Below are 22,672 nucleotides of genomic sequence, written 5' to 3'. Positions count from 1 at the left end.
ATGATTGGGTGCTAATAACCTTTTATTTAGTGTGAGTTCCCATTACTATCTCCCTCGTTGGCATTACACCGTAAGTAACGTTATGAAATTAGGTAGATTAATTCATTGAGTTTTATTGTGTGATGCACTTTTCTTGATACCGTATGGGTACCATTTTGTGAACAAATAGAGTCGGAGAGTCACATGTCGCATCAAATCATCAAAGATCTAAATAATCGTTACACTGCAAAGAAATATGACTCGACTAAGCGTATTTCAGCGGAAGACATGGACGTACTGAAAGAAGCGATTCGCTTATCTGCATCTTCAATTAACTCACAGCCTTGGAAGTTTATTGTGCTTGAGAGTGATGAAGCCAAACAGCGCTTTCACGATACTTTTGCAAACAAGCATCAATTTAATCAGCCACACGCAAAAGAAGCTTCGCATGTCATTCTATTTGCTCATAACCCGTACTTTACGAAAGATGATTACAAGAAAGTGGTGGATGCTGAAGTGACATCAGGACACTTACCTGCTGACATGTTCGATACCATGCTGAATGGCGCGTTTGCATTTGCAGAGTCAAACACTGACGACACTGGCTTCAATGGCTACTGGACTCAAAAACAGACTTATATCGCGCTAGGAAATACGCTGCATGTTTTAGCTCGTTTGGGCATTGATTCTACTCCGATGGAAGGCGTTGATCCTGAAATGATTGGTGATATCTTTAAAGAAGAACTTAAAGGTTATGCTTGTGAGTTTGCATTAGCGATTGGTTACCATAAAGATGGTGAAGATTATAACCACGGCTTACCAAAAGCGCGTCTGGCAACAGAAGATGTGATCACTGTATTGTAAGTGATATAGAATCGAGATTGAGAGGCTAGGTTTAATTCCTAGCCTTTTTTGTATCTGCTAGCGAACGGTTTAGGCTATTTATAGAGGTTTTTATAGTTTGGGATATGCTCTTCCCAAAAGGGTGGTGTTCCAATGTAATCAAGAACGGCATCGATAACAGCTTTAACCAATAATGTCTGTTTTCGATGAGGGTAGATGGCGTAGATCCCTGTATCCATGTTGGAAATCGTATAGTTGGTTAGCAAGGGTTTTAGTTGCGAATGTTTGATTGGGCACTCGAGGTTAAACAGATCAATTTGGCTGTAACCAAGTCCATCTTTTACTGCACTTATCATGGTTCTCACATCGCTGACTTTATAATTACCCTGCATTTTGTAGCTTTTCATCACCTCACCATGTGGCTCTTCACTCATTCGAAGATGATCTAAGTTCACATCACCATTGCTATAGATAACAGCAGGCAATTTAATCAACTCTTCAGGTGTCGTAGGCATCCCGTATTGTTCAATAAACTGTTCAGACGCAACGAGAGCGAAGTTGGTATTCGCTATTTTTTTTGCGATTAAATTGGACTCTGTAAGCTTCCCAATTCGAAAAGCTAGATCAAAATGATCCGCGATGATGTCTGATTTTTTGTCATCAAGTGATAAGAGGATTTTCACATCAGGGTAGCGCTTCATGAACGTTGATATCACAGGTTGAAGATACTGTTGTCCAAAGAAAATCCCAGAAGTGATGCGTAAGATACCTTTAGGCTCTGCATGATAAGAGTCTGCAATGTTATGAATTTGGTCAAGCGTATCAAGCAGAATATGGGTTTGTTGAAGAATGTCTTCACCCGCAGAGGTCAATGAAAATGATCGTGTGGAACGGTTAATGAGTTGAACGCCTAGCGCCACCTCTAATTTCTTTATTTGCTTTGAAAGTGAAGAGTTGTCCATGTCGTGTAGAGCTGCCGCTTTGGAAAATGAACCTTGTTGTACAACGTCTCGAAATAGGGATAGCTGGCTGGTCACTGACATTTGTTCTCCAAAGTCATCAAATGTGGTTCAAAAAATGGGTTCATGCAGAGAAGTATATAATAGATAGCGGGAAGGATCGCTTTATAGATTTTAGTGAATTCGTTTAGGGTTAGTTAATTTTGGGGTGGTGCACCATATAATGGACGTTGATTGCGAGCCAGCAACTCTATATGTGTTAATTGATTGAAGATTGCCCGAAACAAGTTTACGGTAGCAACAGACATTATATAGGAGAGAACCGATGGTTGTTAAAGTATCCATTGCGCCACAAGGACCAGAATTGTCAGAGATGATTCAAGGCTATTGGCGAACGGCTGACTGGCAAATGACATCAAAGCAACGTCTTAATTTTTTGAAACAGCACATTGATCTTGGCATCACGACGGTTGATCACGCCGATATTTATGGTAACTACGAGTGCGAAAAATTATTTGGTGAAGCCTTGGCTTTAGAGCCAGCTCTTAGAGAACAAATCCAAATCGTCACTAAATGTGATATCAACTTATGTGGGGCGAAGAGTCCAGATCGTAAAATCAATCATTACGATACTAGCGCCGCTCATATTCATCAGTCGGTAAATAATTCACTTGAGCGTTTAGGAGTGGATGATATTGACGCACTGTTGATACATCGCCCAGATGCCTTAATGGATGCTGATGAAGTCGCGGATGTTTTCGCTGAGTTATATAAAGTCGGTAAGGTTAAGCATTTCGGTGTGTCGAATTTTAGCCCTCGTCAATTTGAGTTATTGCAATCACGCTTAGGAAAATCGCTTGTCACCAATCAAGTTGAAATCAATCCCCTTAATTTTGATGTGGTTGATGATGGAACGTTGGATCAATTGCAAATGAACCGAGTTCGCCCGATGGCTTGGTCATGTTTAGCGGGTGGTGAATTATTCAGTGGCGAAACTGAGCAGGCGAAACGTGTACGAGATGAGTTGGATGCGATTCGAGTAGAGCTTGGTGCTGCGAGTATTGATCAAGTGATCTATGCTTGGGTTCGTCGCCTACCTTCAAAACCATTACCTATCATTGGTTCAGGTAAAATCGAGCGTGTAAAAGCAGCGGTTGAAGCACTTAAATTAGAGATGACGCGTGAACAGTGGTATCGAATTTGGGTCGCTTCAAAAGGCCACGGTGTGCCTTAGATATTTCCGGCTTTAATCCAAATAGACCGATGCATGAGCGTCGGTTTTTTATCTCATCGAGATTATTCTAAATAACACTAGTATCGCAGCGTCAAATAACGATAATACACAGCTAAATTACGTTTAACGAAAGGTCGCTTACTTTGAGCAATACATCTTTTTCCACTTTGGGTCTTCAACCAGAGCTATTAACAAACCTTGATTCTCTTGGTTATACACAAATGACACCGATCCAAGCGTTGAGTTTACCAACGATTTTGGCTGGCAAGGATGTAATCGGTCAAGGTAAAACAGGTTCAGGAAAAACAGCAGCATTCGCTCTGGGATTACTGTCTAACCTGAATGTGAAACGCTTTCGAGTTCAAACGTTAGTACTTTGCCCAACCCGTGAGTTGGCGGATCAAGTAGCAAAAGAGATCCGAACTATTGCTCGTACTATTCATAATATTAAAGTACTGACTTTATGTGGCGGTATGCCAATGGGACCACAAATTGGTTCATTGGAACACGGCGCTCATATTTTAGTGGGTACACCTGGTCGTATTCTTGACCATATGGATCGTGGACGTATCGATTTGTCAGAACTAAATACACTGGTTCTCGATGAAGCGGATCGTATGATGGATATGGGTTTCCAAGATTCACTGGATGCAATTATCAGTGAAGCACCAAAAGATCGTCAAACGTTACTTTTCAGTGCAACATTCCCTGCAGAAATCAAAAAAGTTGCTGATCGTATTACGAAGCAAGCTGAGATGGTGAAAGTAGAATCGACTCACGATCATTCAAGTATTCAGCAGTTCTTCTATAAAATGGAAGGCAGTGAAGCTCGTGACAATGCGCTTGAATTACTTTTATTGCACCATCAACCAGAATCTTCAGTGGTATTCTGTAATACCAAAAAAGAAGTACAAAACGTAGCGGATGAGCTGCATCATCGTGGATTCAGTGTTATTGAATTGCATGGGGATTTAGAGCAACGCGAACGAGATCAAGCATTGGTACAGTTTGCTAACAAGAGTGTTTCCATTCTTGTTGCTACAGATGTTGCTGCTCGTGGTCTTGATGTTGATAACCTTGATGCTGTATTCAACTTTGAATTATCTCGTGATCCTGAAGTCCATGTTCACCGTATTGGTCGTACAGGCCGCGCAGGAAGTAAAGGTATCGCATGCAGCTTCTTTAGCGAAAAAGAGATGCATCGTGTCATGCAGATTGATGAATACATGGACATGCCAATTGAGCCAGTGACATTACCTGCAAAACCAGCGGCACAGCCTTACCAAGCTAAGATGGTCACCATTCAAATTGATGGCGGGAAGAAGCAGAAAGTACGCGCAGGGGATATTCTGGGCGCGCTAACTAGTCAAGGTGGTATTGATGGCAAAATGGTAGGTAAAATCAACCTACTTGCTATTCGTGCATACGTTGCTGTTGATCGTTCTGTGGCGAAACAGGCGCTGAAAAAAATTGAAGCCGGAAAAATGAAAGGCCGCCAATTTAGAGCTCGCTTGCTTAAATAACTGATTTATAGAAAAATGCTGTAGTTGAATTGGGCTTAGGATATTAAGTTCGTTTCAATAAAAAATGGGCCTCACGCTTTAACTGCATGAGGCCCATTTTGTTTTTCGATATCGAGTCCTGATAAACTATTTAAATATATTGTTTGAACCGACTTCGCTTATTAATGCCATTGCTTATGTAGTGTCATTACTTATGTAGCATCATCATTCGTTTTACTGACTCTTTCGTAGGGTTATTTCGTTGGATAACGGATCATATAGACAAACTGATCATCTTCACTGCATTTAACAAAGCCAAAGCGAGGGTAGAGTGTCTGTACTCGGCTTCCCTGTAAGTAACAGAGTTTGCAAGGTTGTTGATACGAATCGAGAGTGTCGCTCACTTGTTGTAAAATTTTGCTTCCTATCCCTTTCCCATGAAAATTGGGTAGTAGGAAAAAACGTGAAAAATGCCAAACCTCATTGTTTTCGACCAACATGTAGCTGCCAACCGGTTCCCCGTCAACGTAAATAAGTTCCGGAAACCCTTGGTGCCACTCGATAAGGTGTAATTCGCGTTGTAACTCTTCATCCCAGCCAAAAATCGCAGTAATAGCATCTACCTCAGCCAATTTTTTGAGAGAAAATGTAAATTCATAATCATCTTGTGTCGCGGTTCTTACCATGAAATCCATGAGCACCTAAATTTCTAGCCTACAGTGAAATTAAACTCTACTTTACTAAACATGAGGGTAATTGCGATTAAAAGTTTGCTGTACGTGTATCTGATTTTAACGATCTGACTGCGCTAGGTGAGCGATATTGCCGAATGTTGGAGAACAATGATACAGAATGAGTGTGGATTTTGAACAGTAAAATAAAGTACAATGACAACTATTGTGTTGAGTGTGCAGAATAGTTTAAGCGTTATAAGTCGTTTGAGCACTATAAATAGTCACGATTACGTGAATGAATTTAGGTGAAAATATTGAAAAACAAAGGTTTTACTTTAATCGAGCTAGTTGTGGTTATCGTTATTTTGGGTATTTTAGCGGTGACTGCCGCTCCAAAATTTTTGAATCTACAGAGTGATGCCAAGCAAGCCGCTTTGGAAGGTATGAAAGGTTCGCTTGAAGGTGCTCTTGGAATTACATATGGAAAGTTTGCCATTGCTGGTTTGGAAAATGAAGCCAGTGTCAACGGGTACAAAGAAGGGGGTAAGTATAAGGCTGATATTATTGCAATGCTGCCTGACTGCGGTTCAGACCCTGGTGATTTAACGACCTTTTGTGAATTTGATTATGGGTACCCCAAAGCTAATTTTGCAACCTTGTCTAATTTAGTGACTGGCTTAAGTGCAATTCCTGGAGAGGAAGACTGGCTCCTCTATGGTGTCGGAGTTGTGGGGGCGGAAAATGAAGTAAAAATAACAGCGAGTAGTACAGATAGTAGTCGCTGTTATATAAGTTATAGGCGATCTATCGATTTGGATGCAGAAGATCCTGCTCCAACAATTGAGATCGTTGACTGCGACTAGAATAAGCTTATAGCCCACCTTGTTGTTGTGCATTTTTCAATAATTCTTGGCGGTGCAATTCTTGCTCCGTTAGGGATTGTTGTTCCTGTTTCTCTGACTCATTTAGTTCTTGAGCAATAAAAACATAGTATTTGTTGATAACCATTTTTAGATCCTAGTGTTTATGCATGCTTAGATAGTGGCGTATATCTAAAGTGTGATCATCCTCCTATTAAAAATTTTTAAGGGATGAGCTTGTCATTTTTTAGGGATGAGGCGCTGATTAAAAATAAACCTCTTGTTGGTTTTATGGGTGAGTTGTTGCTTTCTTGGTTTTGATAGCTTGCTGAATCTCTTTGCCTTTGAATCAATCTTTCGTCGCTTTGTACGCAAAATAAACGGTTGAACGTTTGCGTGTGAAAATGTGATGAATATCTCGTTTTGTTCGTTATAATCCTCTCCCGGTTTTAAGCCGATGCTTAGCCAATACAAGCCGTCACATGGAACAGTGAACGACCTCAAGGACCGGACCAGCTATTTTTAATGCTTGTATAAGGTGATCTACAATATGAACAACTTGTTCCTCCATTCATTCGCTGCAAATTGCTCGGGCGAATCACAGTCCTATACCTTTTTTGCCAATTCTTTTGGTGCCGCTTTTATTTCCACTCTTTAATAGGACAATATAATGAACATTTTATTTAGCTTAGTCGGCATCGTCGGACTAATGGCTTGCGCGTATCTACTATCTGAAAGCCGCCAGGCGATTAACTGGAAAACGGTTTCGCGTGCGTTATTACTTCAAGTAAGTTTTGCTGCACTTGTTCTTTATTTTCCTTGGGGACAAGCGGCGCTTACCAGTTTAAGTAGTGGTGTATCTAGCCTGCTTGGATTTGCTGATGTTGGTATTGCATTCCTATTTGGGGATCTGGCGAACAGCGGGTTCATTTTTGCGATTCGTGTTCTACCAATCATCATCTTTTTTAGTGCTCTTATTTCTGCGCTCTACTACCTTGGAATCATGCAAAAAGTGATTGAAGTGATTGGTGGCGCGATTCAGAAATTTCTTGGTACGAGTAAAGCTGAGTCATTAGTCGCTACTGGTAATATCTTTCTGTCTCAAGGTGAATCTCCACTGCTTATCCGTCCATTTTTATCAAAAATGACGCGTTCAGAGCTATTTGCCGTGATGGCTGGTGGTATGGCTTCCGTTGCGGGTAGTGTTTTAGGGGGTTATGCAGGGCTAGGCGTTGAGCTTAAGTACCTCATTGCCGCAAGCTTTATGGCGGCTCCAGGTAGCTTAATGATGGCGAAAATCATTGTTCCTGAGCGTGATACTCCTTGTAACCAATCTGATATTGAGATGGATAAAGCGGACCAAAGCAATGTGATTGATGCATTAGCAAGCGGTGCAATGAGTGGCATGAAAGTCGCGGTAGCGGTGGGCACTATGCTGATTGCTTTTGTGAGTGTTATCGCGATGGTCAATACTGGGCTAGAAAGTTTAGGTGAGCTATTTGGCTTCACGGGCATCACGCTACAAGCAATTTTTGGCTACATTTTCTCGCCATTGGCATGGTTGATTGGTATCCCAAGCCATGAAGTATTAGCGGCGGGCTCTTATATTGGTCAGAAAGTGGTAATGAACGAGTTTGTGGCATTCATTGATTTTGTTGAAAACAAAGCACTACTTTCAGAACACAGCCAAGTGATCATTACTTTCGCGTTATGTGGCTTTGCTAACATCGGTTCTATTGCGATTCAACTTGGTTCAATCGGTGTGATTGCACCTGAGCGCCGTTCAGAAGTGGCAAACTTAGGTTTAAAAGCGGTAGTTGCAGGTACATTAGCTAACCTAATGAGTGCTTGCCTAGCAGGTATGTTCATTTTACTGTAATTATTATATTGAACTAATCTACTATATAACTCGCTCATGCCCTGTAACCATTGGTTCGCATGAGCGTTTTTTATTCGATCCTGTTGTATATCTCATTATCTTTAGAAAACAGTTCTTTCTTAAAAAAAACTGATTCACCGCAATTTATCTTATCCAATTCAGCGTACTATTTAGCGCATCTAACTGCACTGGCTTAGTTAACTCTTTTGCTAGTGGTTATCTTTCTGCCCTGATGGCAGTCGTTTCCGCTTTTAAGCTTTGAGAATTTAATATGAATAATCTTGTTGATCGCTTTATCCGTTATGTAACTTTTGATACTCAATCTAACCCGTCTGATGCAACTTGCCCAAGTTCTCCGGGTCAGTTGGTACTGGCTGAACAGTTGAAAGCTGAAATGATCGAGATGGGCCTGAGTGATGTTAGCCTAGATGAACATGGTTACTTGATGGCCAAATTACCGTCAAACGTTGATTATGAAGTACCTGCGATTGGTTTTGTTGCGCATATGGATACCGCGCCTGACGCTTCTGGTGCCAATGTTAAACCACAAATTATCGATGATTACCGTGGCGGTGATATTGCTCTAGGTAAAGGTGATGAAGTTCTTTCACCAATTCAATACCCAGATCTCCATAAGCTTCATGGCCACAGCATTATTACTACTGATGGTACAACTCTACTTGGTGGAGATAACAAAGCTGGGATTGCAGAAATCCTAACCGCGATGGCAACACTTGTTGCGAACCCAGAGATCCCACACGGTGAGATTTGCATTGGTTTCACTCCAGATGAAGAGATTGGCCGTGGTGCTGATCTGTTTAACGTTGAGAAGTTTGGTGCTCAGTGGGCGTACACGATTGATGGTGGCCCCGTTGGTGAGTTGGAATTTGAAAACTTCAATGCGACCAATGCAACGGTTGTTTGCCACGGCGTAAGTGTTCACCCTGGTACTGCAAAAGGTAAACTTGTTAATGCGATGAATATTGCGGCTAAATTCCAAGCGATGATGCCTGCAGATGAAACGCCTGAAACAACAGAAGGCTACGAGGGTTTCTATCACCTTGGTTCAGGTTCGATGAACGTTGCACGTACAGAACTCAACTACATTATTCGTGACTTTGACCGTGATGGTTTAGAGAACCGCAAAGCGTTCATGCTGCAAAAAGCCGCTGAACTGAACGAAACGCTTGGTCATGATCGTATTGAAGTTCAAATGAAAGATTGCTACTTCAATATGCGTGAAATGGTAGAACCACACCCACATGTCATTGAATTGGCAAAGCAAGCTATGATTGAATGTGACGTTGAACCAATGATTAAACCAATTCGTGGTGGTACTGATGGTGCGCGTTTATCATTTATGGGTTTACCATGTCCGAATATTTTCACTGGCGGTTACAACTTCCACGGTATTCATGAGTTCATTACCGTTCAAGGTATGGAGCTTTCTGTGAAAGTTATCGTTAAATTAGTTGAGAAAACGGCACTAAACTACAAGTAACTAACTCTCGCTAAGCATCAAATCGTAAAGGCAGCTTTTTAAGTTGCCTTTTTTGTATCTGCAAACTTTTGAATTAGTTTATAAATTTCAGTAAATAATCAAAATAAAGTGGCTGATAATCGTCGATTATGGGAAGCTAGTCGTGATATTCCCAAATAATGAAAAGCGTCAAAGGTGTAGAACATGGACAAAGTGTCGTTGGTAATTGATTTTCTTCTTACTTACAAAACTCTCACCAGTTTGTTAATCATAGCCATTATTGCTCTCATCAGACGAATAACACTGTCACGTATTCGTGGGGATGTTGCATTTCTTTCGGAAGATCAACGCAACTGGATGTCACGAACTAAGAATTGGTCATTTGCCTTAACTATTTTTGCTCTCTTTGCATTATGGCGATTTGAAATTAATGAGTTTGCACTATCTGTGACTGCCATTGCGGTGGCTATCGTGGTTGCCTCAAAAGAGATCATTTTGTGTTTTACGGGTTCAATTCAACGCGCGAGTTCTCGCTCTTTTCGGATTGGAGATTGGATCGAAGTCGGTAAGCTTTGTGGTGAAGTTATCGAACATAATATGATGGCAACCGTTATTCAGGAAATTGATCTTCACCACGGCCAATATCATTACACCGGAAAAACGGCGACATTGCCTAATAGTATGTTTTTTACTTACCCGGTAAAGAATCTCAATTTCATGAAGCGTTATGTTTATCATAACTTCAATATTACGGTGCGAGATTTTGTGAATGTGTATCCAATGTTTCCTGAATTGATCTCGAAAATTGAAGAACATTGTGAAGACTTCATCGATGTCGCTCGTCGGTATAATGCTGTGATTGAGAAACATGCAGGCGTTGATTTACCTGGTTCTGAGCCTCATATTCATGTCACCAGTTCCTCTACGGGTGAGCAATTGATTCATTTCATGATTTTCTGTCCGACAGAAAGAGCGTCTCATTTAGAGCAACATATCCGTCAAGATTTTATGGAAGCCTATGCGATTAGGTTCCCTATTAATGAAGCATAAATAGAAGTGATGAATCGGCGCAAATGATTCATACTGCAGTACACAGTTTGAAACAAATGCGCCGTAGGATTTGATAATCTTCGGACATTGAAATACTTGATATTGATAAGGTTTAACGACTTTCTGTTAATTCAATATTATGGTTTATCAATGCGCAAGAAGTTATTACTTACATCCATTATTAGCTCTTTAGTACTTGTTGGTTGTGGTGAAGCTACCACATCAAATCAACAAGCACCTTTACCCTTAGTGACTGTACAGGATGTAAATGTCATTGCTCACCAACAAAGCAAACGCTACGTTGGACGCGTTGAGGCAGTTGAAGATACGGCGATCACAGCCCAAGTATCTGGGTATCTTAAAGAGCGCCATTTTGTCGAAGGTGAAATGGTCGAAAAAGGCCAACTGCTTTACTCCATCGAACCTTCCTCGTTTGAAGCTCAAGTCGCGATTGCAAAAGCTGCGGTTGCGCAAGCCAATGCGCTTCTTAAAAAAGCACAGTTGGATTTTGAACGTGGAAAAAACTTACTACCTAAAGGCAGTATTTCTCAATCTGAATTCGATGCATTAACGGCCAATTTACTTGGTGCTGAAGCTAGTGTTGAATCCGCAACAGCACAATTAAATCTCTCTGAAGTAAATCTCTCTCATACTCAAATCGCAGCACCATTTTCAGGCCGAATCAGTGATACAAATGTGAGCAAAGGCGATCTCGTTTCTCCCTCTTCCGGCGTGCTCACCACCTTGGTTAGTTTAGATCCTATTCACACTCGTTTTAGTATGAGTGAACGCGAACGCATCGCGCTAGGGATTGATCAAATTCAAGGGGATGGCTCAGGTGAATCTCAGAATGTCGAAGTGCAAGTCATTTTAGAGACAGGTGATGTTTTTGAGCATTTAGGCAAACTTGATTACTTAGCCAACCGTATCAACCTCAATACGGGTACGATCGCGATGCGAGCTGTTGTCGATAATCCTGACCAGCGACTGCTCCCAGGGCAACATGTCCGTGTTGAGTTACGCCAGAAGCAGGTCGATAAAGCTTTTGTTGTTCCTCGCCGATCAGTGCAGACCGATCTAGAAGGCAACTTCGTGATGATCGTGACGGAAGGCAATGTAGCGGAACGTCGTAATGTTGAGTTAGGCAAACAAGTCGAAGAGGGGATCATTCTCCGTAGCGGTATCGCAGACGGTGAGCGTGTGATCACTCAAGGGTTGCAACGCGTCCGCAATGGGATGCCAGTCCGTTTGGAACAACAATCAGCAACAACTGACGTGAAATAAAGGAGAAGTCTATGCTAAGTCGTTTCTTTATTCAGCGTCCTAAATTTGCGCTGGTTATCTCCATTATACTCACGCTTGCTGGGATGATTGCGCTCACGGTACTTCCAGTGGCGGAGTACCCTAAAATTAGCCCTCCATCTGTGAGCGTGAATGCCTATTACACCGGTGCAAGTGCAGAAGTGGTAGAGCAAGCTATTGCCGATCCAATCGAGACTTCGGTGAATGGTGTGGAAGATATGCTGTATATGTCTTCAAAAAGCGCCAATGATGGTTCTTATTCCCTTAACGTCACGTTTGATGTAGGGACCGATCCAGACATGGCGCAAGTCAATGTTCAAAACCGTGTCTCTCAAATTGAATCTAAGCTACCTCAAGATGTTCGAATGGTTGGTGTTACTGTCAAAAAACGCTCACCAGATCTTCTCATGGTATTGAACTTCTACTCTCCGAATGGTGAGTATGACGATAAATTTCTGATCAATTACATTAACTTGAATGTGAAAGATCAACTGGCACGTGTTAAAGGGATCAGTGAAGTTAATGTGATAGGTGGCGGTGAATACGCCATGCGAGTGTGGCTTGACCCTGAAAAAATGGCCAACTTGAAGCTGACGACCTCCGATGTTTACGCTGCGCTTGCGGAGCAAAATGTACAGGTTGCAACCGGCCGTATTGGTGCTGCACCTTATAACAACCCGCAAGAAGTGCAATTTAACCTAGTGACAAAAGGAAGACTTGAATCGGTAAGCGAGTTTGAAGAGGTGGTATTACGGGCTCAAAGTGATGGTGAGACTGTCTACTTAAAGGATGTGGCTCGCGTTGAGCTTGGTAAAAAATTCTATGATGGAAGCGGTCAATTCCGTGGTCAAGATGCCTCTATTGTCACGCTATCGTTGCAGTCGGATGCCAATGCCTTAGAGAGCGGACAAGCCGTTATGGATCTGCTTGATGGCCTCAGTGGTAATTTCCCTGAAGGCATGGCCTATGAAACAAGTTATGACACGACGTTATTCGTGGAAGAGTCGATTAAGGGGGTACTGAAAACGCTTATTGAAGCAATACTATTGGTTATCGCCGTTACTTACCTGTTCTTGGGAAGTGCGCGCGCCACACTCATCCCTGTGGTTGCCATTCCGGTTTCATTAATTGGCACATTCGCGATTATGGTGTTGGCCGGTTTTACTATCAATACCGTGACCCTTTTCGGGCTTATCTTAGCCATTGGTATTGTCGTAGATGATGCCATCTTGGTTATTGAGAATGTCGACACGACGATGGCAAAGGATCCAAGCCTCTCACCACGAAAAGCGACGTTGATCGCGATGAAGGAGGTGACGGGGCCAATTGTCACCTCTACCTTAGTTTTGCTCGCAGTATTCTTACCTGTCGCTATGCTTCCGGGTATTACAGGTATTATGTATCGCCAGTTCGCTCTCACTATCTGTATATCGGTTGTGATCTCATCGATTAATGCATTAACGCTGTCTCCTGCTTTGTGCTCATTAGTTCTTAAACAAGGTGGTGGTAATACCGCGAGTTGGTTTAAAGCATTCAACCGTGGTTTGGATAAAGTGACGGAACGCTATGGACGGGGGGCGAGTTTCTTAGTCAAGAAAGTATTTTTACTGGCTACCTTCTTCGTTTTTGCGTTAGGGGCGGTGACTTACTTAGCGAAAACCACATCAACGGCATTTGTTCCACAAGAAGATAAAGGGATTTTGTTGGTTAATGTGCAGCTACCGGATGCCGCATCTTTATCTCGAACGGAAGAGACCAGTGCGCAATTGATGGAAATGATTGAGCAGGAACCCGCTATTGACGGAATTACGGTCGCTAACGGTTATGCCTTTATGACAGGCGCTGCGGCATCGAATGGAGCCTCTCTATTTATCAAGTTAAAGCCGTGGGATGAGCGTAATGCAATGGACGGTGAGCAGTCAGCCAATGCCATCGCTGCTAGGATCAACGGTCGTGCAGCTGCCGAATTACCACAAGCGATAGTGTTTGCGATGGGGCCTCCTGCTGTTCCTGGTATGGGCGCTGCTTCAGGGTTTGAATATGTACTGGAAGATTCATTAGGGCGTAGCAGAACGGATTTAGCGATTCTAATGAATGACGTGATTCAGGAAGCGAATAAGCAACCTGAGATCGCCTATACCTTCAGTACTTTTCGTGCCAATGTCCCACACTACTATGTTGATATTGATCGCGAGAAAGCTCAGCAACTTGGCATTCCGTTGGCATCAGTATTTCAAACATTGCAGGGTAATTTAGGTTCACTTTATGTGAATGATTTTACGATGTTCGGTAAGAACTTTCGTGTAACGATGCAAGCCGATAGTGAGCACCGTAGTGGGATAGAAGATCTTGCTCTGTTTCATGTACGTTCGTCGTCTGGTGATATGATTCCACTTAGTACTCTTGTTTCGTATGAACAGGTTTTCGAACCCGATGTCGCGTGGCGCTACAACATGTATCGCAGTGCAATTATTCAAGGCCAAGCGGCGGAGGGATATTCCAGTGGTGACGCGATTGCTGCAATGGAGCGCGTCTCGGCTGATATCCTGCCGCAAGGTTATCAGTTTGAGTGGACTGGCATGGCATACCAAGAGGTACAAGCGGGAAATCAGGCGATTTATGCTTTTGCCTTGGCCTTAATCTTCATTTACCTGTTTATGGTGGCTCAATATGAAAGTTGGAGTATTCCTCTCGCGATCATACTGGTGGTGCCCGTTGCAACACTCGGTTCATTCTTAGCGTTGACGATCGCAGGAATGCCACTCAACCTTTACGCGCAAATAGGGTTAGTTCTGTTGATTGCGTTAGCCGCCAAAAACGCAATACTGATTGTGGAGTTTGCTAAAGTGGAACGTGAAGAGAAAGAAATCCCACTCGATGAGGCTGCGGTTTCTGGTGGTAAGCTACGTTTTCGCGCCGTAAACATGACATCGTGGTCGTTTATATTAGGTATTACGCCGCTGCTATTTGCTTCAGGGGCAGGGCATGTAAGCCAAAACTCATTAGGCGTCTCATTGATCGGCGGTTTACTGTGTGTGTTGCTGGTTGGAACATTCTTGATCCCGGGATTTTACGCATTAATACAGAGGCGACGTGAAAAAATTCATGGAGGAAGCACAAAGCTGATCCCATTAGATGATGAGTAGGTAAACAGTTCGTGACTTCTTAGATGACAATGTGCTTACTGTCATCTTTTCAAAGCCTTCTTCAACGGACTTGAAGGAGGCTTTTTGCTTCTGGTAGTTTGACCTATGTTGGATATTGGACAGACCCATGCCCGTGATCTCGCATTTTCAAAAGATTCTTCGCGCAACGCTATGAATCTACCTTAAGTTTAAAGTGGTATTGCCGATATATTAATTGTCCTTCAGTTAATTTAATAATGGACGAAATGAGCGGTGAATTACCACTATTATAACATTCTCACGATTCGTTCATGTGTTGAATAAACCTCCGTTCTACATAATGAATATATCCACTATTTGGAAGTCGAGATCCTTATGAGCGCAAGAAATAAATTAATGTTGTCTATCGGGGCATTGATTGCTCTGATTATTTTGGTGTTGTCTAGCCTTGGTTATACGCAAATCAACAACTCGTCTACACGTGATTATCGTAACAATTTATCTAATAAATCTTTTTTAATCGCGAAGTCAGTTGAAGGTCGAGTTGAAAGCTATTTTACAGCGTTAGAAAGCTTAGTTTCTGCAATTGATGTTGAGCAAGGTCAAGTTGAAATTGATGAAAAAGCATTAGGTCTTTTAGTCGATAGCGCACAAAGAATGAAAGCTCTAAATATGTTTATCGGTTTACCTGACGGGACAACTTACGATGCATCAAATCGAGGGGTCATTCCAAATTTTAACGCAAAACAAAAGCAGCGAGAGTGGTTTGTTAAAGGTATGCAAGGGGCGGAGCGTACGGTAACTAATCCATTTATGGCCAGCACCGGTCACTTGACGATGGCATTTGTGGTACCAGTTAAACAAAATGGAACCGTTATTGCGACTGTTGGTATGAGCTTGAAAATGAGTGATATCACGGACTATGTAAACGAACTTTCATCAGAACCGAATATATTTGTAGCTCGTGAAGATGGCTTTACTATGGCGGCAAGCTATGCAGATTATGTAGGAAAAAACCTGTTTGATTTACGCCCAAGCTATAAGCAGTATGCCAATGAATCTAGTAGTGAGCACTCATACTCAGTACCGGATAAAGGGGATTTCTATGTTGTTTCTTCGAAGATAGATTCTCTCCACTGGACGGTATGGGCGTGGGCGAAATGGGACGATATTAATGCAACATCCAATTCTGCGGTTAAAGTAAACGTACTTTCAGGTCTATTCTTTATCGTTTTAGGCGTTGCTGGCGTATATTTCTTGATTACGAAATTGATGTACGTTCCTATTGGTGGTGAGCCGAAAGAGATTGAAGCGTTAGTAAACAAAATTGCTAATGGTGATCTGACTAATGTGCCACAACTAGACAATAGTAGCGTTGGTGTTTACCGCTCTACGGTAGCCATGGCGAACAATCTTAAAAGCATCATTACCGATATTAATGAGTCATCTAATCATCTGATTAACGTTTCAACGCAATTAGGTGCTTCATCTGCGAAAGTTGATACTTCGTCGAAATCTCAGATGATGCAACTAGAGCAGGTCGCAACCGCGATGAACGAAATGGCGGCAACAGTCAATGAAGTTGCACAGAACGCCGTGGAAGCTTCTAGCTCTTCTGATGATGCGAGCCAAAGTTCTGCTCAAGGCTTACAAGTTGTGAGCCAAATGAACGAAGAGATCACTCGGTTGGTGAACGACATTGGCCAAGTTCAAGAGGTTATCACCAACGTGCATACTGAAACTGAGAATGTGGGTGGTATCCTAGATGTTATTCGTGGCATTGCCGATCAGACCAACTTGCTGGCGCTGAATGCTGCAATCGAAGCAGCTCGTGCAGGTGAACATGGTCGTGGTTTTGCAGTTGTAGCCGATGAAGTTCGTACTTTGGCGACGAAAACGCAACAAAGTACCAATGAAATTCAATCTATGATTGAGAAGCTACAAGAGCAGGCGTCACGCTCTGTAGGCTTGATGACAGAAAATGCCACCAATGCTCAACAGACACTAGGCAAGTCAGATGAAGCGAGCAGCGCTCTTTCGACAATTGAGCGTGAAATCAAAACCATTCAAGACATGAATAATCAGATCGCCACCGCAGCTGAAGAGCAGTCTAGCGTAGCGGCAGAGATTAATGAAAATGTTGTTAGTGTGAATGATTTGGCGGCTAATACCGCGAATGACGTACAAGAAAACGTTCGTACCGCTGATGAGCTTAATACAATGGCATCACGTTTAAGCAGTGCGATTAGTATGTTTAAGGTGTAACTCTACTAGGCGATTATGATTATCGCCAGTTATTGAGCGTATATGAAACCGTCTAGGTAGTCGTCTAAGACGGTTTTTTTTATGCCAAAAAGTAATTTATAAATTATTGATTTGTTTATGATGATGTGACTTAATGCATATGAAAATATAATGAATAATTCAAAGGCTTAATGGAATATGAATCAACAATTTTGCGTTCAATGCAATAAAGAAACCCTGCATAAAGAGATAATTAAACAAAAGCCATCTAAATACGGAAAAAGTAGAAAAGAGCAATTTAAAGCATTTCTTGAAGGTTTTTTCTCAGGCGTGGCAAGTCCAGCGCTGGCCTCTTTAGAATTAGTAGACCGATATATTGTGTGTCAGGAGTGCGGCCATAAGAGGCTTGAGAATCACGGTGATGAATTTCAGTAGTGTGAGCTGCTGGGAAATAACAGTTGGGAAATGAATAAGCCTCGAAAATCGAGGCTTATTATTAATAATAATTTAGCCGTAGTTACTTACGAGCAAGAGCCACAGCAACCACTTGGCGTATTGTGTTTGATTTTGTCACCTGATGTTTCTTGAGTCTTATCTTCAGTTGCTGCGTTTTCTGATGACGCTGCTTCTGTTGTCACTTTAACCTGTTCAGTCTCTTCTTTGTTGCCTTTGAAAATTTTCTTAAATGATAGTGCCATGGTGTTGCCTCAATACAGGTAGTTATACCAATCGTAGTAAATAACTGGTCATCCTAGCTTGTTAAAATACTCGATAACGGCGTTAGAAATTTTGATTGTAGAATAACTACTTATCGAAAATTTCTGCCTTGTTCTCAAGCATTTTTCCTACGCTTTTTATGACCATCTACTTACTGTGATTGGTATTATGTAGTACGGTATTTGCACATAATACCATAGTGTTTTAGTCGGATATTGATTTGATCGAGGTTTCGATCCATTATTGAGCTTCACGATTTTACTTGCTTCATTTTGATAAGGTTTTAATCAGTGCAATTTTACTCAAGAGCACCGATTGCGCCTATAAATGAAGGCGAGATTCAACATCAACCCCTTTTTTCGTCAATATATATGATTTTCCTTCCTCTTGTTTTACCAGGTTACTTTTAATCAATTGACGTAAATGAAAGTTGAACTTTGTATGATCATCAATACCAACTAAGCGGCATAGATCCATAAATTTGAGCTTTTGATGAATCGTTAATTGATAGATGACATTGCGGCGAATAGGATTGGCCAAAGCACTAAACACTTGATCGCTATCTTTATCTGCTGTTGGTGCTTTTAGAGATTTTTCAGCATGAACTCGTTTAAGTGTGACGGATAAGGTTTGTAATTGAAACGGCTTCGTTAAGAACTCGTCCGCTCCTTTTTTCATTGCATCTACAGCCGTATCTATCGTCCCAAACGCGGTCCCTATGACGATCCCAATGTTCGGATTTAACTTCTTGAGGGAAGCAATGGCATCAATGCCACTCATGCCTTCCATGACTAAATCAAGCAACGCGACGTCATACTGATGGCGCATAGTACACCCGATGGCTTGTTCTGCACTTTCACAGGCCGTGACGTCAAAGCCATCCATAGTTAAAGCAAGGGTAATCGACTCTCGTAAATCGAAATCATCTTCAGCTAAGAGCAGTTTTAAGCCCATGAGTACTCCATTGGTAATTCAATAACGACACAGAGCCCATCACTCGTATTCTGAAACCAGAATCTTGCATGATTTTGTTCCAGTATCTTTTGACAAAGCGTGAGACCTAGCCCTGTGCCTGAACCTTTAGCCTTAGTGGTAAAGAATGGCATTGTTACTTTATCTTTAATGCTATCGTCTATTCCACTACCAAAATCTGTGATCGACAGGTGAATATTGAGCCCTTTTTGTTGTGCCTCAATACAGACTACTTTTTTGTCTGTCGAGGCATCAATGGCGTTGTTGAGTATGTTGACGACGACCTCTTCAATCTGCTCTTTATCTGCGAATACATGCAAGTCATTGGGCACAAGTACACGAATATCAAACTCGTCGAGTCGATGTACCATTAACTGTAAAGCCTCATCGATTAAGACACTGACGGAAATCTCTTCAATTACTGGTGCTCTCTTATGTGAAAATTGTAGTAGTTCTTGGCTAATGTGTGCGGCTTTTAACAGACCTTTTCGAATGTGTTCAAGTTGAGGCTTAAAGTCTGCTGCGCTTGAGCCTGTTGTGTTGATCTGTTTCTCTAAAATATCACAACGCATCAAAGCACTACTGAGCGGTGTTTTTATCTCGTGGGCAATACCTGATGTGAGTTCTCCGACATCACTCAGTTTTTTGTTATGCAGCGCTTTTTGAAGTGCTCTTTCTATTTGAGTTTGTCGTTCTGCATCGAATAGCGCCATGGTTTTTTGAAGGTAGATGAGAATAACAAAAGCCAAGCCGCCTCGAATAGGGACACCATAAAACAGATCATCGATGTAAAAAATACCAGCGAATAGACCATACAGAATGATAGATATACCAAGATGCTGGACGGCATGAGAGGCTTGTCGTTCTTCGAATTTTAATTTCTTGGAGTAGTTGATCAGTGCTAACCCTGCAAGTAATCCAGATCCTGATCCAAATAACCAGCGGATATATAGCGTACATTCATTAAGGAAGACATCGATGTTTTTGATGGCAAACTGATAACAAAAATAGATGATGAATAAGATGATGGTGACTTGAATTAACTTTTTCAATTCGTCTCTACGCTGCCATTGCGTCATCGTCAGCATTTGCATTGCAAAGCAACCCAGAGCAATGAAAGATACCCAAAGCTTAATTACCTTAAATAACTTCACCGTATTGTGCATAAGAATATCTTGTTGATAAACAATCAGGTATAGCTCTGAGATTTCATGCAGACCATGAATAAACCCAAAAACAGCTAATGAGGGGAGGGCGGTGGCAATAGATAAATGACTAAAACGCATGTCACGAAATAGAATAGAAAACCCTATTGCAATGAAAACAAAGCCATAAAGAATATAGAGACTAAATTGAAATAGCTCGAACATACCCACTCATTATCAAATAAAACTTTTATAACTATAGACGAATTATGTGTTGGTTATATTGAGCGATGTCCCACGTATCGCCCAATTAAAATACAAGAATTTCAGATGGAAAGTGATAAATATATTTATCATATTGAGATTATTGGATAAGCCTAATTATCAGCTTATCGATATAGCGTCACAGATGCATTCAACGAATCTCTCTCCCCGCTCACAACTTGATTTTGATCAACTGACAAATGGCTATTCATTCCTACGCTTAATATAACAGCATAGCAATGGACATTAGGAGAATAGCAATGAAGCTTTCAATAATCGCAGTATCCACCATGGTCGCATTAGCGATAGTGCCTATAAATGCCGCTCAGGCCAAAGGAAAGACTTTGGAGAGCAGTAAAATCACTTCAAATATTACTATTGATGGGAAAATAGATCCGGTTTGGGAGCAAGCTAAATCGATAACTCAGAAATTAAAAAAATTGCCTTATAAACCCAATAATGGTTATGAAGGGATTAAAAAAACCAGTGTTGAAATGAAGTCATTGTATGATGATGAGTATGTTTATTTTCTATTTACCTATGCCGATCCAACTAAAAGCATCGACCGTTTTCCTTGGGTGAAGCAAGAGGATGGCACTTGGAAACAGCTTAAGAATAAAGATAGTACCGGACACGACAATACTTATTACGAAGATAAATTTGCGGTTTTCTGGGACATTAACACCGAAGGCTTTGCTGATAAGGGGTGTAACATCGCTTGCCATAGAGCAAAAGATGGAATGAACGCCGGACGTAAAGATAAAAACCCTGCGCGTAAATACACCAAGCGAGAAGGTGAATTTATCGATATGTGGCACTGGAAAGGGGTAAGAACGGCAGTTCATAATCAATTGGATGACCAATATGTAGATAGCAATACGGATCCAAAGCAAAATAAAGGTTGGGGACGTAAAGGAGATAGTAAAACAGGTGGCGGCTACGTTAATAACATAAAAGATGGACAGCCAGCGTATATATCGGCGAGTTTGACCGATGATACGTTGCTTATTTTAGATTCCGAGAAACAACCTTTCACTGCTGGTTACGATAAATTGGATCGTATTCCGGGGCTAACGGGTAAGCCATTTACAGGATCTCGTGGCGATATAGACGTAGGAGCTGAGTGGAAAGATGGCGTCTGGACGCTTGAAATGAAACGTAAACTGGTGACCACTGGAGAAAATGCAGCCACTCAAGATGTTCAATTTAATGATTTGAGTAAAGAGTATCCATTTGGTATTGCGGTGTTCGACAATTCACAGATTAATCACATATTCCATCGTGGAGTATTAAATCTCGAATTTAAATAAGCGCAATATTGCATTTTTTCAATGAACTGAAATGATTTGAGCTAATCAAAATGGCTCAAATCATTCTCAAATAAAAGAGTACTATTATGGCCAAAACAGTCACTCGATATATTTCTATGCTTTTCTGGCTGATCATCGCTAATGCGCTATATGTGTCGACATCATATTCTTCTGAGTCAAGTGTTCAGCCTTTAATAACCCAAGAAGAAAAATCATTTTCTAGCCAAGTGACGAATGATGCTGAAATGCAAATCTTAGTCAAAGAGAACAAGCGTTGCATCCGTTGTCATAAAAAAAAGCGTCTGCTTAAAAACATAGACGCCATTTCTTCTGTTGGCGCGCATACAAGCCCTGAGTTTTATAACAATTGTACCGCTTGCCATGGTAGAAAAGGGGCTCATCCAAAGGATTCAGATGTGCTGAATATCATCCCATTTGATGATCATATCGATATGCCCATTCTTGTACAGAACGAACAATGTATTGCATGCCATACTCCTCAAAATTTAAGGCGCAGTGAATGGACCCATGATGTACATGTTACCAAGCTTACGTGCTCAAATTGCCATAATTTACACGCTGATTCCGATCCTATCATTGGAATCAGTAAGAAGTTTCGTATTGGGCTATGTGCAACTTGTCATGAAGATATTGTACGTGAAAGAAAGGCCGCAATGAATTAGCGAGGATAAGAGTTATGAGTATCATTAAAGGTTCAATAGCTTTGTTATTTAGTGTGTTCTGCGTATCGGCATACGCTGGAGATTTGCCTAATCCAGATGAAAATAACTTAGCGAATTTTCATTTAAAAGATGAAACCTGTGCTGGGCAGTGTCACCAAGATGAAGATCCTTCTGATGATCTAAAGTTTGAATATGATAGCTGTATGGAGTGTCATGATGATTTCGGCATTCTGGAAGGGCGTCAACATAACGTAAAACATAGAGAGAGCGAAGAGATGGAGTGCGTTGAGTGCCACCTTCCTCATGAGGAGTTTGACCCTAAAGAAACTTGCACTGATTGCCACGACGAAGATGATGAAGAATTGTCTGATTTTTACTCGATGAGATTAAACCGCTATATCAAGGCATTTCATCTTTGAATATCTTAGCTAAATGGATGCTATAAAATTA

20 protein-coding genes are annotated in these 22,672 nt (G+C 41.5%); 14 read left to right on the top strand and 6 right to left on the bottom strand.

What is annotated here, in order from left to right:
- Positions 1–183 precede the first annotated feature (183 nt).
- Positions 184–843 carry an NAD(P)H-dependent oxidoreductase gene (locus FCV43_RS10975; protein WP_136995198.1) on the top strand — a complete coding sequence of 220 codons (660 nt, stop codon included), beginning with the start codon at positions 184–186 and terminating at the stop codon, positions 841–843.
- 74 nt (positions 844–917) lie between these two features.
- Here FCV43_RS10975 and FCV43_RS10970 read toward each other — a convergent pair whose 3' ends face one another.
- Positions 918–1,865 carry a LysR family transcriptional regulator gene (locus tag FCV43_RS10970; RefSeq protein ID WP_136995197.1) on the bottom strand — a complete coding sequence of 316 codons (948 nt, stop codon included), beginning with the start codon at positions 1,863–1,865 and terminating at the stop codon, positions 918–920.
- 241 nt (positions 1,866–2,106) lie between these two features.
- Between FCV43_RS10970 and FCV43_RS10965 the strand changes: the two genes are divergently transcribed.
- Complete coding sequence (locus FCV43_RS10965) at positions 2,107–3,015, top strand: aldo/keto reductase (RefSeq protein WP_017054402.1); 909 nt, start codon at positions 2,107–2,109, stop codon at positions 3,013–3,015.
- 143 nt (positions 3,016–3,158) lie between these two features.
- Positions 3,159–4,538 carry an ATP-dependent RNA helicase DbpA gene (gene dbpA / locus FCV43_RS10960; protein WP_029203549.1) on the top strand — a complete coding sequence of 460 codons (1,380 nt, stop codon included), beginning with the start codon at positions 3,159–3,161 and terminating at the stop codon, positions 4,536–4,538.
- A 233-nt stretch (positions 4,539–4,771) separates the two neighbouring features.
- Here the strand turns inward: dbpA and FCV43_RS10955 are convergent, their stop codons facing one another.
- Positions 4,772–5,212, bottom strand: coding sequence for a GNAT family N-acetyltransferase (locus tag FCV43_RS10955; RefSeq protein ID WP_136995196.1), 441 nt, complete (start codon positions 5,210–5,212; stop codon positions 4,772–4,774).
- Positions 5,213–5,502: 290 nt separating this feature from the next.
- On the opposite strand from FCV43_RS10955, the gene FCV43_RS20765 reads away from it, so the two are divergent.
- Entirely contained in the window at positions 5,503–6,054 is a 552-nt protein-coding gene (locus FCV43_RS20765) for a type II secretion system protein (RefSeq protein WP_136995233.1), read from the top strand.
- Between the two features lie 7 nt (positions 6,055–6,061).
- Here the strand turns inward: FCV43_RS20765 and FCV43_RS20385 are convergent, their stop codons facing one another.
- Positions 6,062–6,199, bottom strand: coding sequence for a hypothetical protein (locus tag FCV43_RS20385; RefSeq protein ID WP_170961645.1), 138 nt, complete (start codon positions 6,197–6,199; stop codon positions 6,062–6,064).
- 522 nt (positions 6,200–6,721) lie between these two features.
- Between FCV43_RS20385 and FCV43_RS10945 the strand changes: the two genes are divergently transcribed.
- From FCV43_RS10945 to FCV43_RS10915, 7 genes are all read left to right on the top strand, one after another.
- A complete protein-coding gene (locus FCV43_RS10945) occupies positions 6,722–7,930 on the top strand; it encodes a NupC/NupG family nucleoside CNT transporter (protein WP_136995195.1) in 1,209 nt (402 codons plus the stop codon).
- Between the two features lie 271 nt (positions 7,931–8,201).
- Entirely contained in the window at positions 8,202–9,431 is a 1,230-nt protein-coding gene (pepT, locus tag FCV43_RS10940; RefSeq protein ID WP_017054396.1) for a peptidase T, read from the top strand.
- 183 nt (positions 9,432–9,614) lie between these two features.
- The gene (locus FCV43_RS10935) at positions 9,615–10,460 is read left to right on the top strand and encodes a mechanosensitive ion channel family protein (RefSeq protein ID WP_136995194.1); all 846 of its coding nucleotides are present in this window, start codon (positions 9,615–9,617) and stop codon (positions 10,458–10,460) included.
- Between the two features lie 150 nt (positions 10,461–10,610).
- On the top strand, positions 10,611–11,744 hold the full coding sequence (locus FCV43_RS10930) for an efflux RND transporter periplasmic adaptor subunit (protein WP_136995193.1): 1,134 nt from the start codon (positions 10,611–10,613) through the stop codon (positions 11,742–11,744).
- 11 nt (positions 11,745–11,755) lie between these two features.
- Positions 11,756–14,908, top strand: coding sequence for an efflux RND transporter permease subunit (locus tag FCV43_RS10925; RefSeq protein WP_136995192.1), 3,153 nt, complete (start codon positions 11,756–11,758; stop codon positions 14,906–14,908).
- 354 nt (positions 14,909–15,262) lie between these two features.
- Positions 15,263–17,152, top strand: a complete 1,890-nt coding sequence (locus FCV43_RS10920; RefSeq protein WP_136995191.1) for a methyl-accepting chemotaxis protein — start codon at positions 15,263–15,265, stop codon at positions 17,150–17,152.
- A gap of 177 nt (positions 17,153–17,329) precedes the next feature.
- Positions 17,330–17,566 carry a hypothetical protein gene (locus FCV43_RS10915; RefSeq protein WP_017054391.1) on the top strand — a complete coding sequence of 79 codons (237 nt, stop codon included), beginning with the start codon at positions 17,330–17,332 and terminating at the stop codon, positions 17,564–17,566.
- 86 nt (positions 17,567–17,652) lie between these two features.
- Here FCV43_RS10915 and FCV43_RS10910 read toward each other — a convergent pair whose 3' ends face one another.
- The 3 genes from FCV43_RS10910 to FCV43_RS10900 all read right to left on the bottom strand — a co-directional run bounded on the left by FCV43_RS10910 (position 17,653) and on the right by FCV43_RS10900 (position 20,190).
- Complete coding sequence (locus tag FCV43_RS10910; RefSeq protein WP_136995190.1) at positions 17,653–17,829, bottom strand: CCGSCS motif protein; 177 nt, start codon at positions 17,827–17,829, stop codon at positions 17,653–17,655.
- Positions 17,830–18,169: 340 nt separating this feature from the next.
- Positions 18,170–18,802, bottom strand: a complete 633-nt coding sequence (locus FCV43_RS10905; RefSeq protein WP_017054572.1) for a response regulator — start codon at positions 18,800–18,802, stop codon at positions 18,170–18,172.
- Complete coding sequence (locus FCV43_RS10900; protein ID WP_136995189.1) at positions 18,793–20,190, bottom strand: sensor histidine kinase; 1,398 nt, start codon at positions 20,188–20,190, stop codon at positions 18,793–18,795. The genes FCV43_RS10905 and FCV43_RS10900 overlap by 10 nt, the downstream gene beginning before the upstream one ends.
- Positions 20,191–20,489: 299 nt before the next feature.
- Between FCV43_RS10900 and FCV43_RS10895 the strand changes: the two genes are divergently transcribed.
- The 3 genes from FCV43_RS10895 to FCV43_RS10885 all read left to right on the top strand — a co-directional run bounded on the left by FCV43_RS10895 (position 20,490) and on the right by FCV43_RS10885 (position 22,641).
- Complete coding sequence (locus tag FCV43_RS10895) at positions 20,490–21,539, top strand: ethylbenzene dehydrogenase-related protein (RefSeq protein WP_136995188.1); 1,050 nt, start codon at positions 20,490–20,492, stop codon at positions 21,537–21,539.
- A gap of 86 nt (positions 21,540–21,625) precedes the next feature.
- Positions 21,626–22,222: a cytochrome c3 family protein gene (locus tag FCV43_RS10890; protein WP_136995187.1), complete on the top strand. Its 597-nt coding sequence runs from the start codon at positions 21,626–21,628 to the stop codon at positions 22,220–22,222.
- A gap of 14 nt (positions 22,223–22,236) precedes the next feature.
- On the top strand, positions 22,237–22,641 hold the full coding sequence (locus tag FCV43_RS10885) for a cytochrome c3 family protein (protein ID WP_136995186.1): 405 nt from the start codon (positions 22,237–22,239) through the stop codon (positions 22,639–22,641).
- The last annotated feature ends 31 nt before the right edge of the window (positions 22,642–22,672 follow it).

It is taken from the genome of Vibrio genomosp. F6 (assembly GCF_005146325.1).
In the GTDB taxonomy this organism is placed as follows: domain Bacteria; phylum Pseudomonadota; class Gammaproteobacteria; order Enterobacterales; family Vibrionaceae; genus Vibrio; species Vibrio cortegadensis.
Note: the sequence above shows the minus strand (reverse complement) of the source record. Positions and strands in the feature narration are given on the sequence as shown.

Excerpts from the sequence above, each read along its gene's own strand:
- FCV43_RS10910 (WP_136995190.1), bottom strand. The coding sequence starts at position 17,829 with ATGGCACTATCATTTAAGAAAATTTTCAAAGGCAACAAAGAAGAGACT.
- FCV43_RS10955 (WP_136995196.1), bottom strand. The coding sequence starts at position 5,212 with ATGGATTTCATGGTAAGAACCGCGACACAAGATGATTATGAATTTACA.
- FCV43_RS10920 (WP_136995191.1), top strand. The coding sequence starts at position 15,263 with ATGAGCGCAAGAAATAAATTAATGTTGTCTATCGGGGCATTGATTGCT.
- pepT (WP_017054396.1), top strand. The coding sequence starts at position 8,202 with ATGAATAATCTTGTTGATCGCTTTATCCGTTATGTAACTTTTGATACT.
- FCV43_RS10890 (WP_136995187.1), top strand. The coding sequence starts at position 21,626 with ATGGCCAAAACAGTCACTCGATATATTTCTATGCTTTTCTGGCTGATC.
- FCV43_RS10970 (WP_136995197.1), bottom strand. The coding sequence starts at position 1,865 with ATGTCAGTGACCAGCCAGCTATCCCTATTTCGAGACGTTGTACAACAA.
- FCV43_RS10915 (WP_017054391.1), top strand. The coding sequence starts at position 17,330 with ATGAATCAACAATTTTGCGTTCAATGCAATAAAGAAACCCTGCATAAA.
- FCV43_RS10965 (WP_017054402.1), top strand. The coding sequence starts at position 2,107 with ATGGTTGTTAAAGTATCCATTGCGCCACAAGGACCAGAATTGTCAGAG.
- FCV43_RS10975 (WP_136995198.1), top strand. The coding sequence starts at position 184 with ATGTCGCATCAAATCATCAAAGATCTAAATAATCGTTACACTGCAAAG.
- FCV43_RS10925 (WP_136995192.1), top strand. The coding sequence starts at position 11,756 with ATGCTAAGTCGTTTCTTTATTCAGCGTCCTAAATTTGCGCTGGTTATC.
- FCV43_RS20385 (WP_170961645.1), bottom strand. The coding sequence starts at position 6,199 with ATGGTTATCAACAAATACTATGTTTTTATTGCTCAAGAACTAAATGAG.
- FCV43_RS10945 (WP_136995195.1), top strand. The coding sequence starts at position 6,722 with ATGAACATTTTATTTAGCTTAGTCGGCATCGTCGGACTAATGGCTTGC.
- FCV43_RS10930 (WP_136995193.1), top strand. The coding sequence starts at position 10,611 with ATGCGCAAGAAGTTATTACTTACATCCATTATTAGCTCTTTAGTACTT.
- FCV43_RS10885 (WP_136995186.1), top strand. The coding sequence starts at position 22,237 with ATGAGTATCATTAAAGGTTCAATAGCTTTGTTATTTAGTGTGTTCTGC.
- FCV43_RS10935 (WP_136995194.1), top strand. The coding sequence starts at position 9,615 with ATGGACAAAGTGTCGTTGGTAATTGATTTTCTTCTTACTTACAAAACT.
- FCV43_RS10900 (WP_136995189.1), bottom strand. The coding sequence starts at position 20,190 with ATGTTCGAGCTATTTCAATTTAGTCTCTATATTCTTTATGGCTTTGTT.
- FCV43_RS10905 (WP_017054572.1), bottom strand. The coding sequence starts at position 18,802 with ATGGGCTTAAAACTGCTCTTAGCTGAAGATGATTTCGATTTACGAGAG.
- FCV43_RS10895 (WP_136995188.1), top strand. The coding sequence starts at position 20,490 with ATGAAGCTTTCAATAATCGCAGTATCCACCATGGTCGCATTAGCGATA.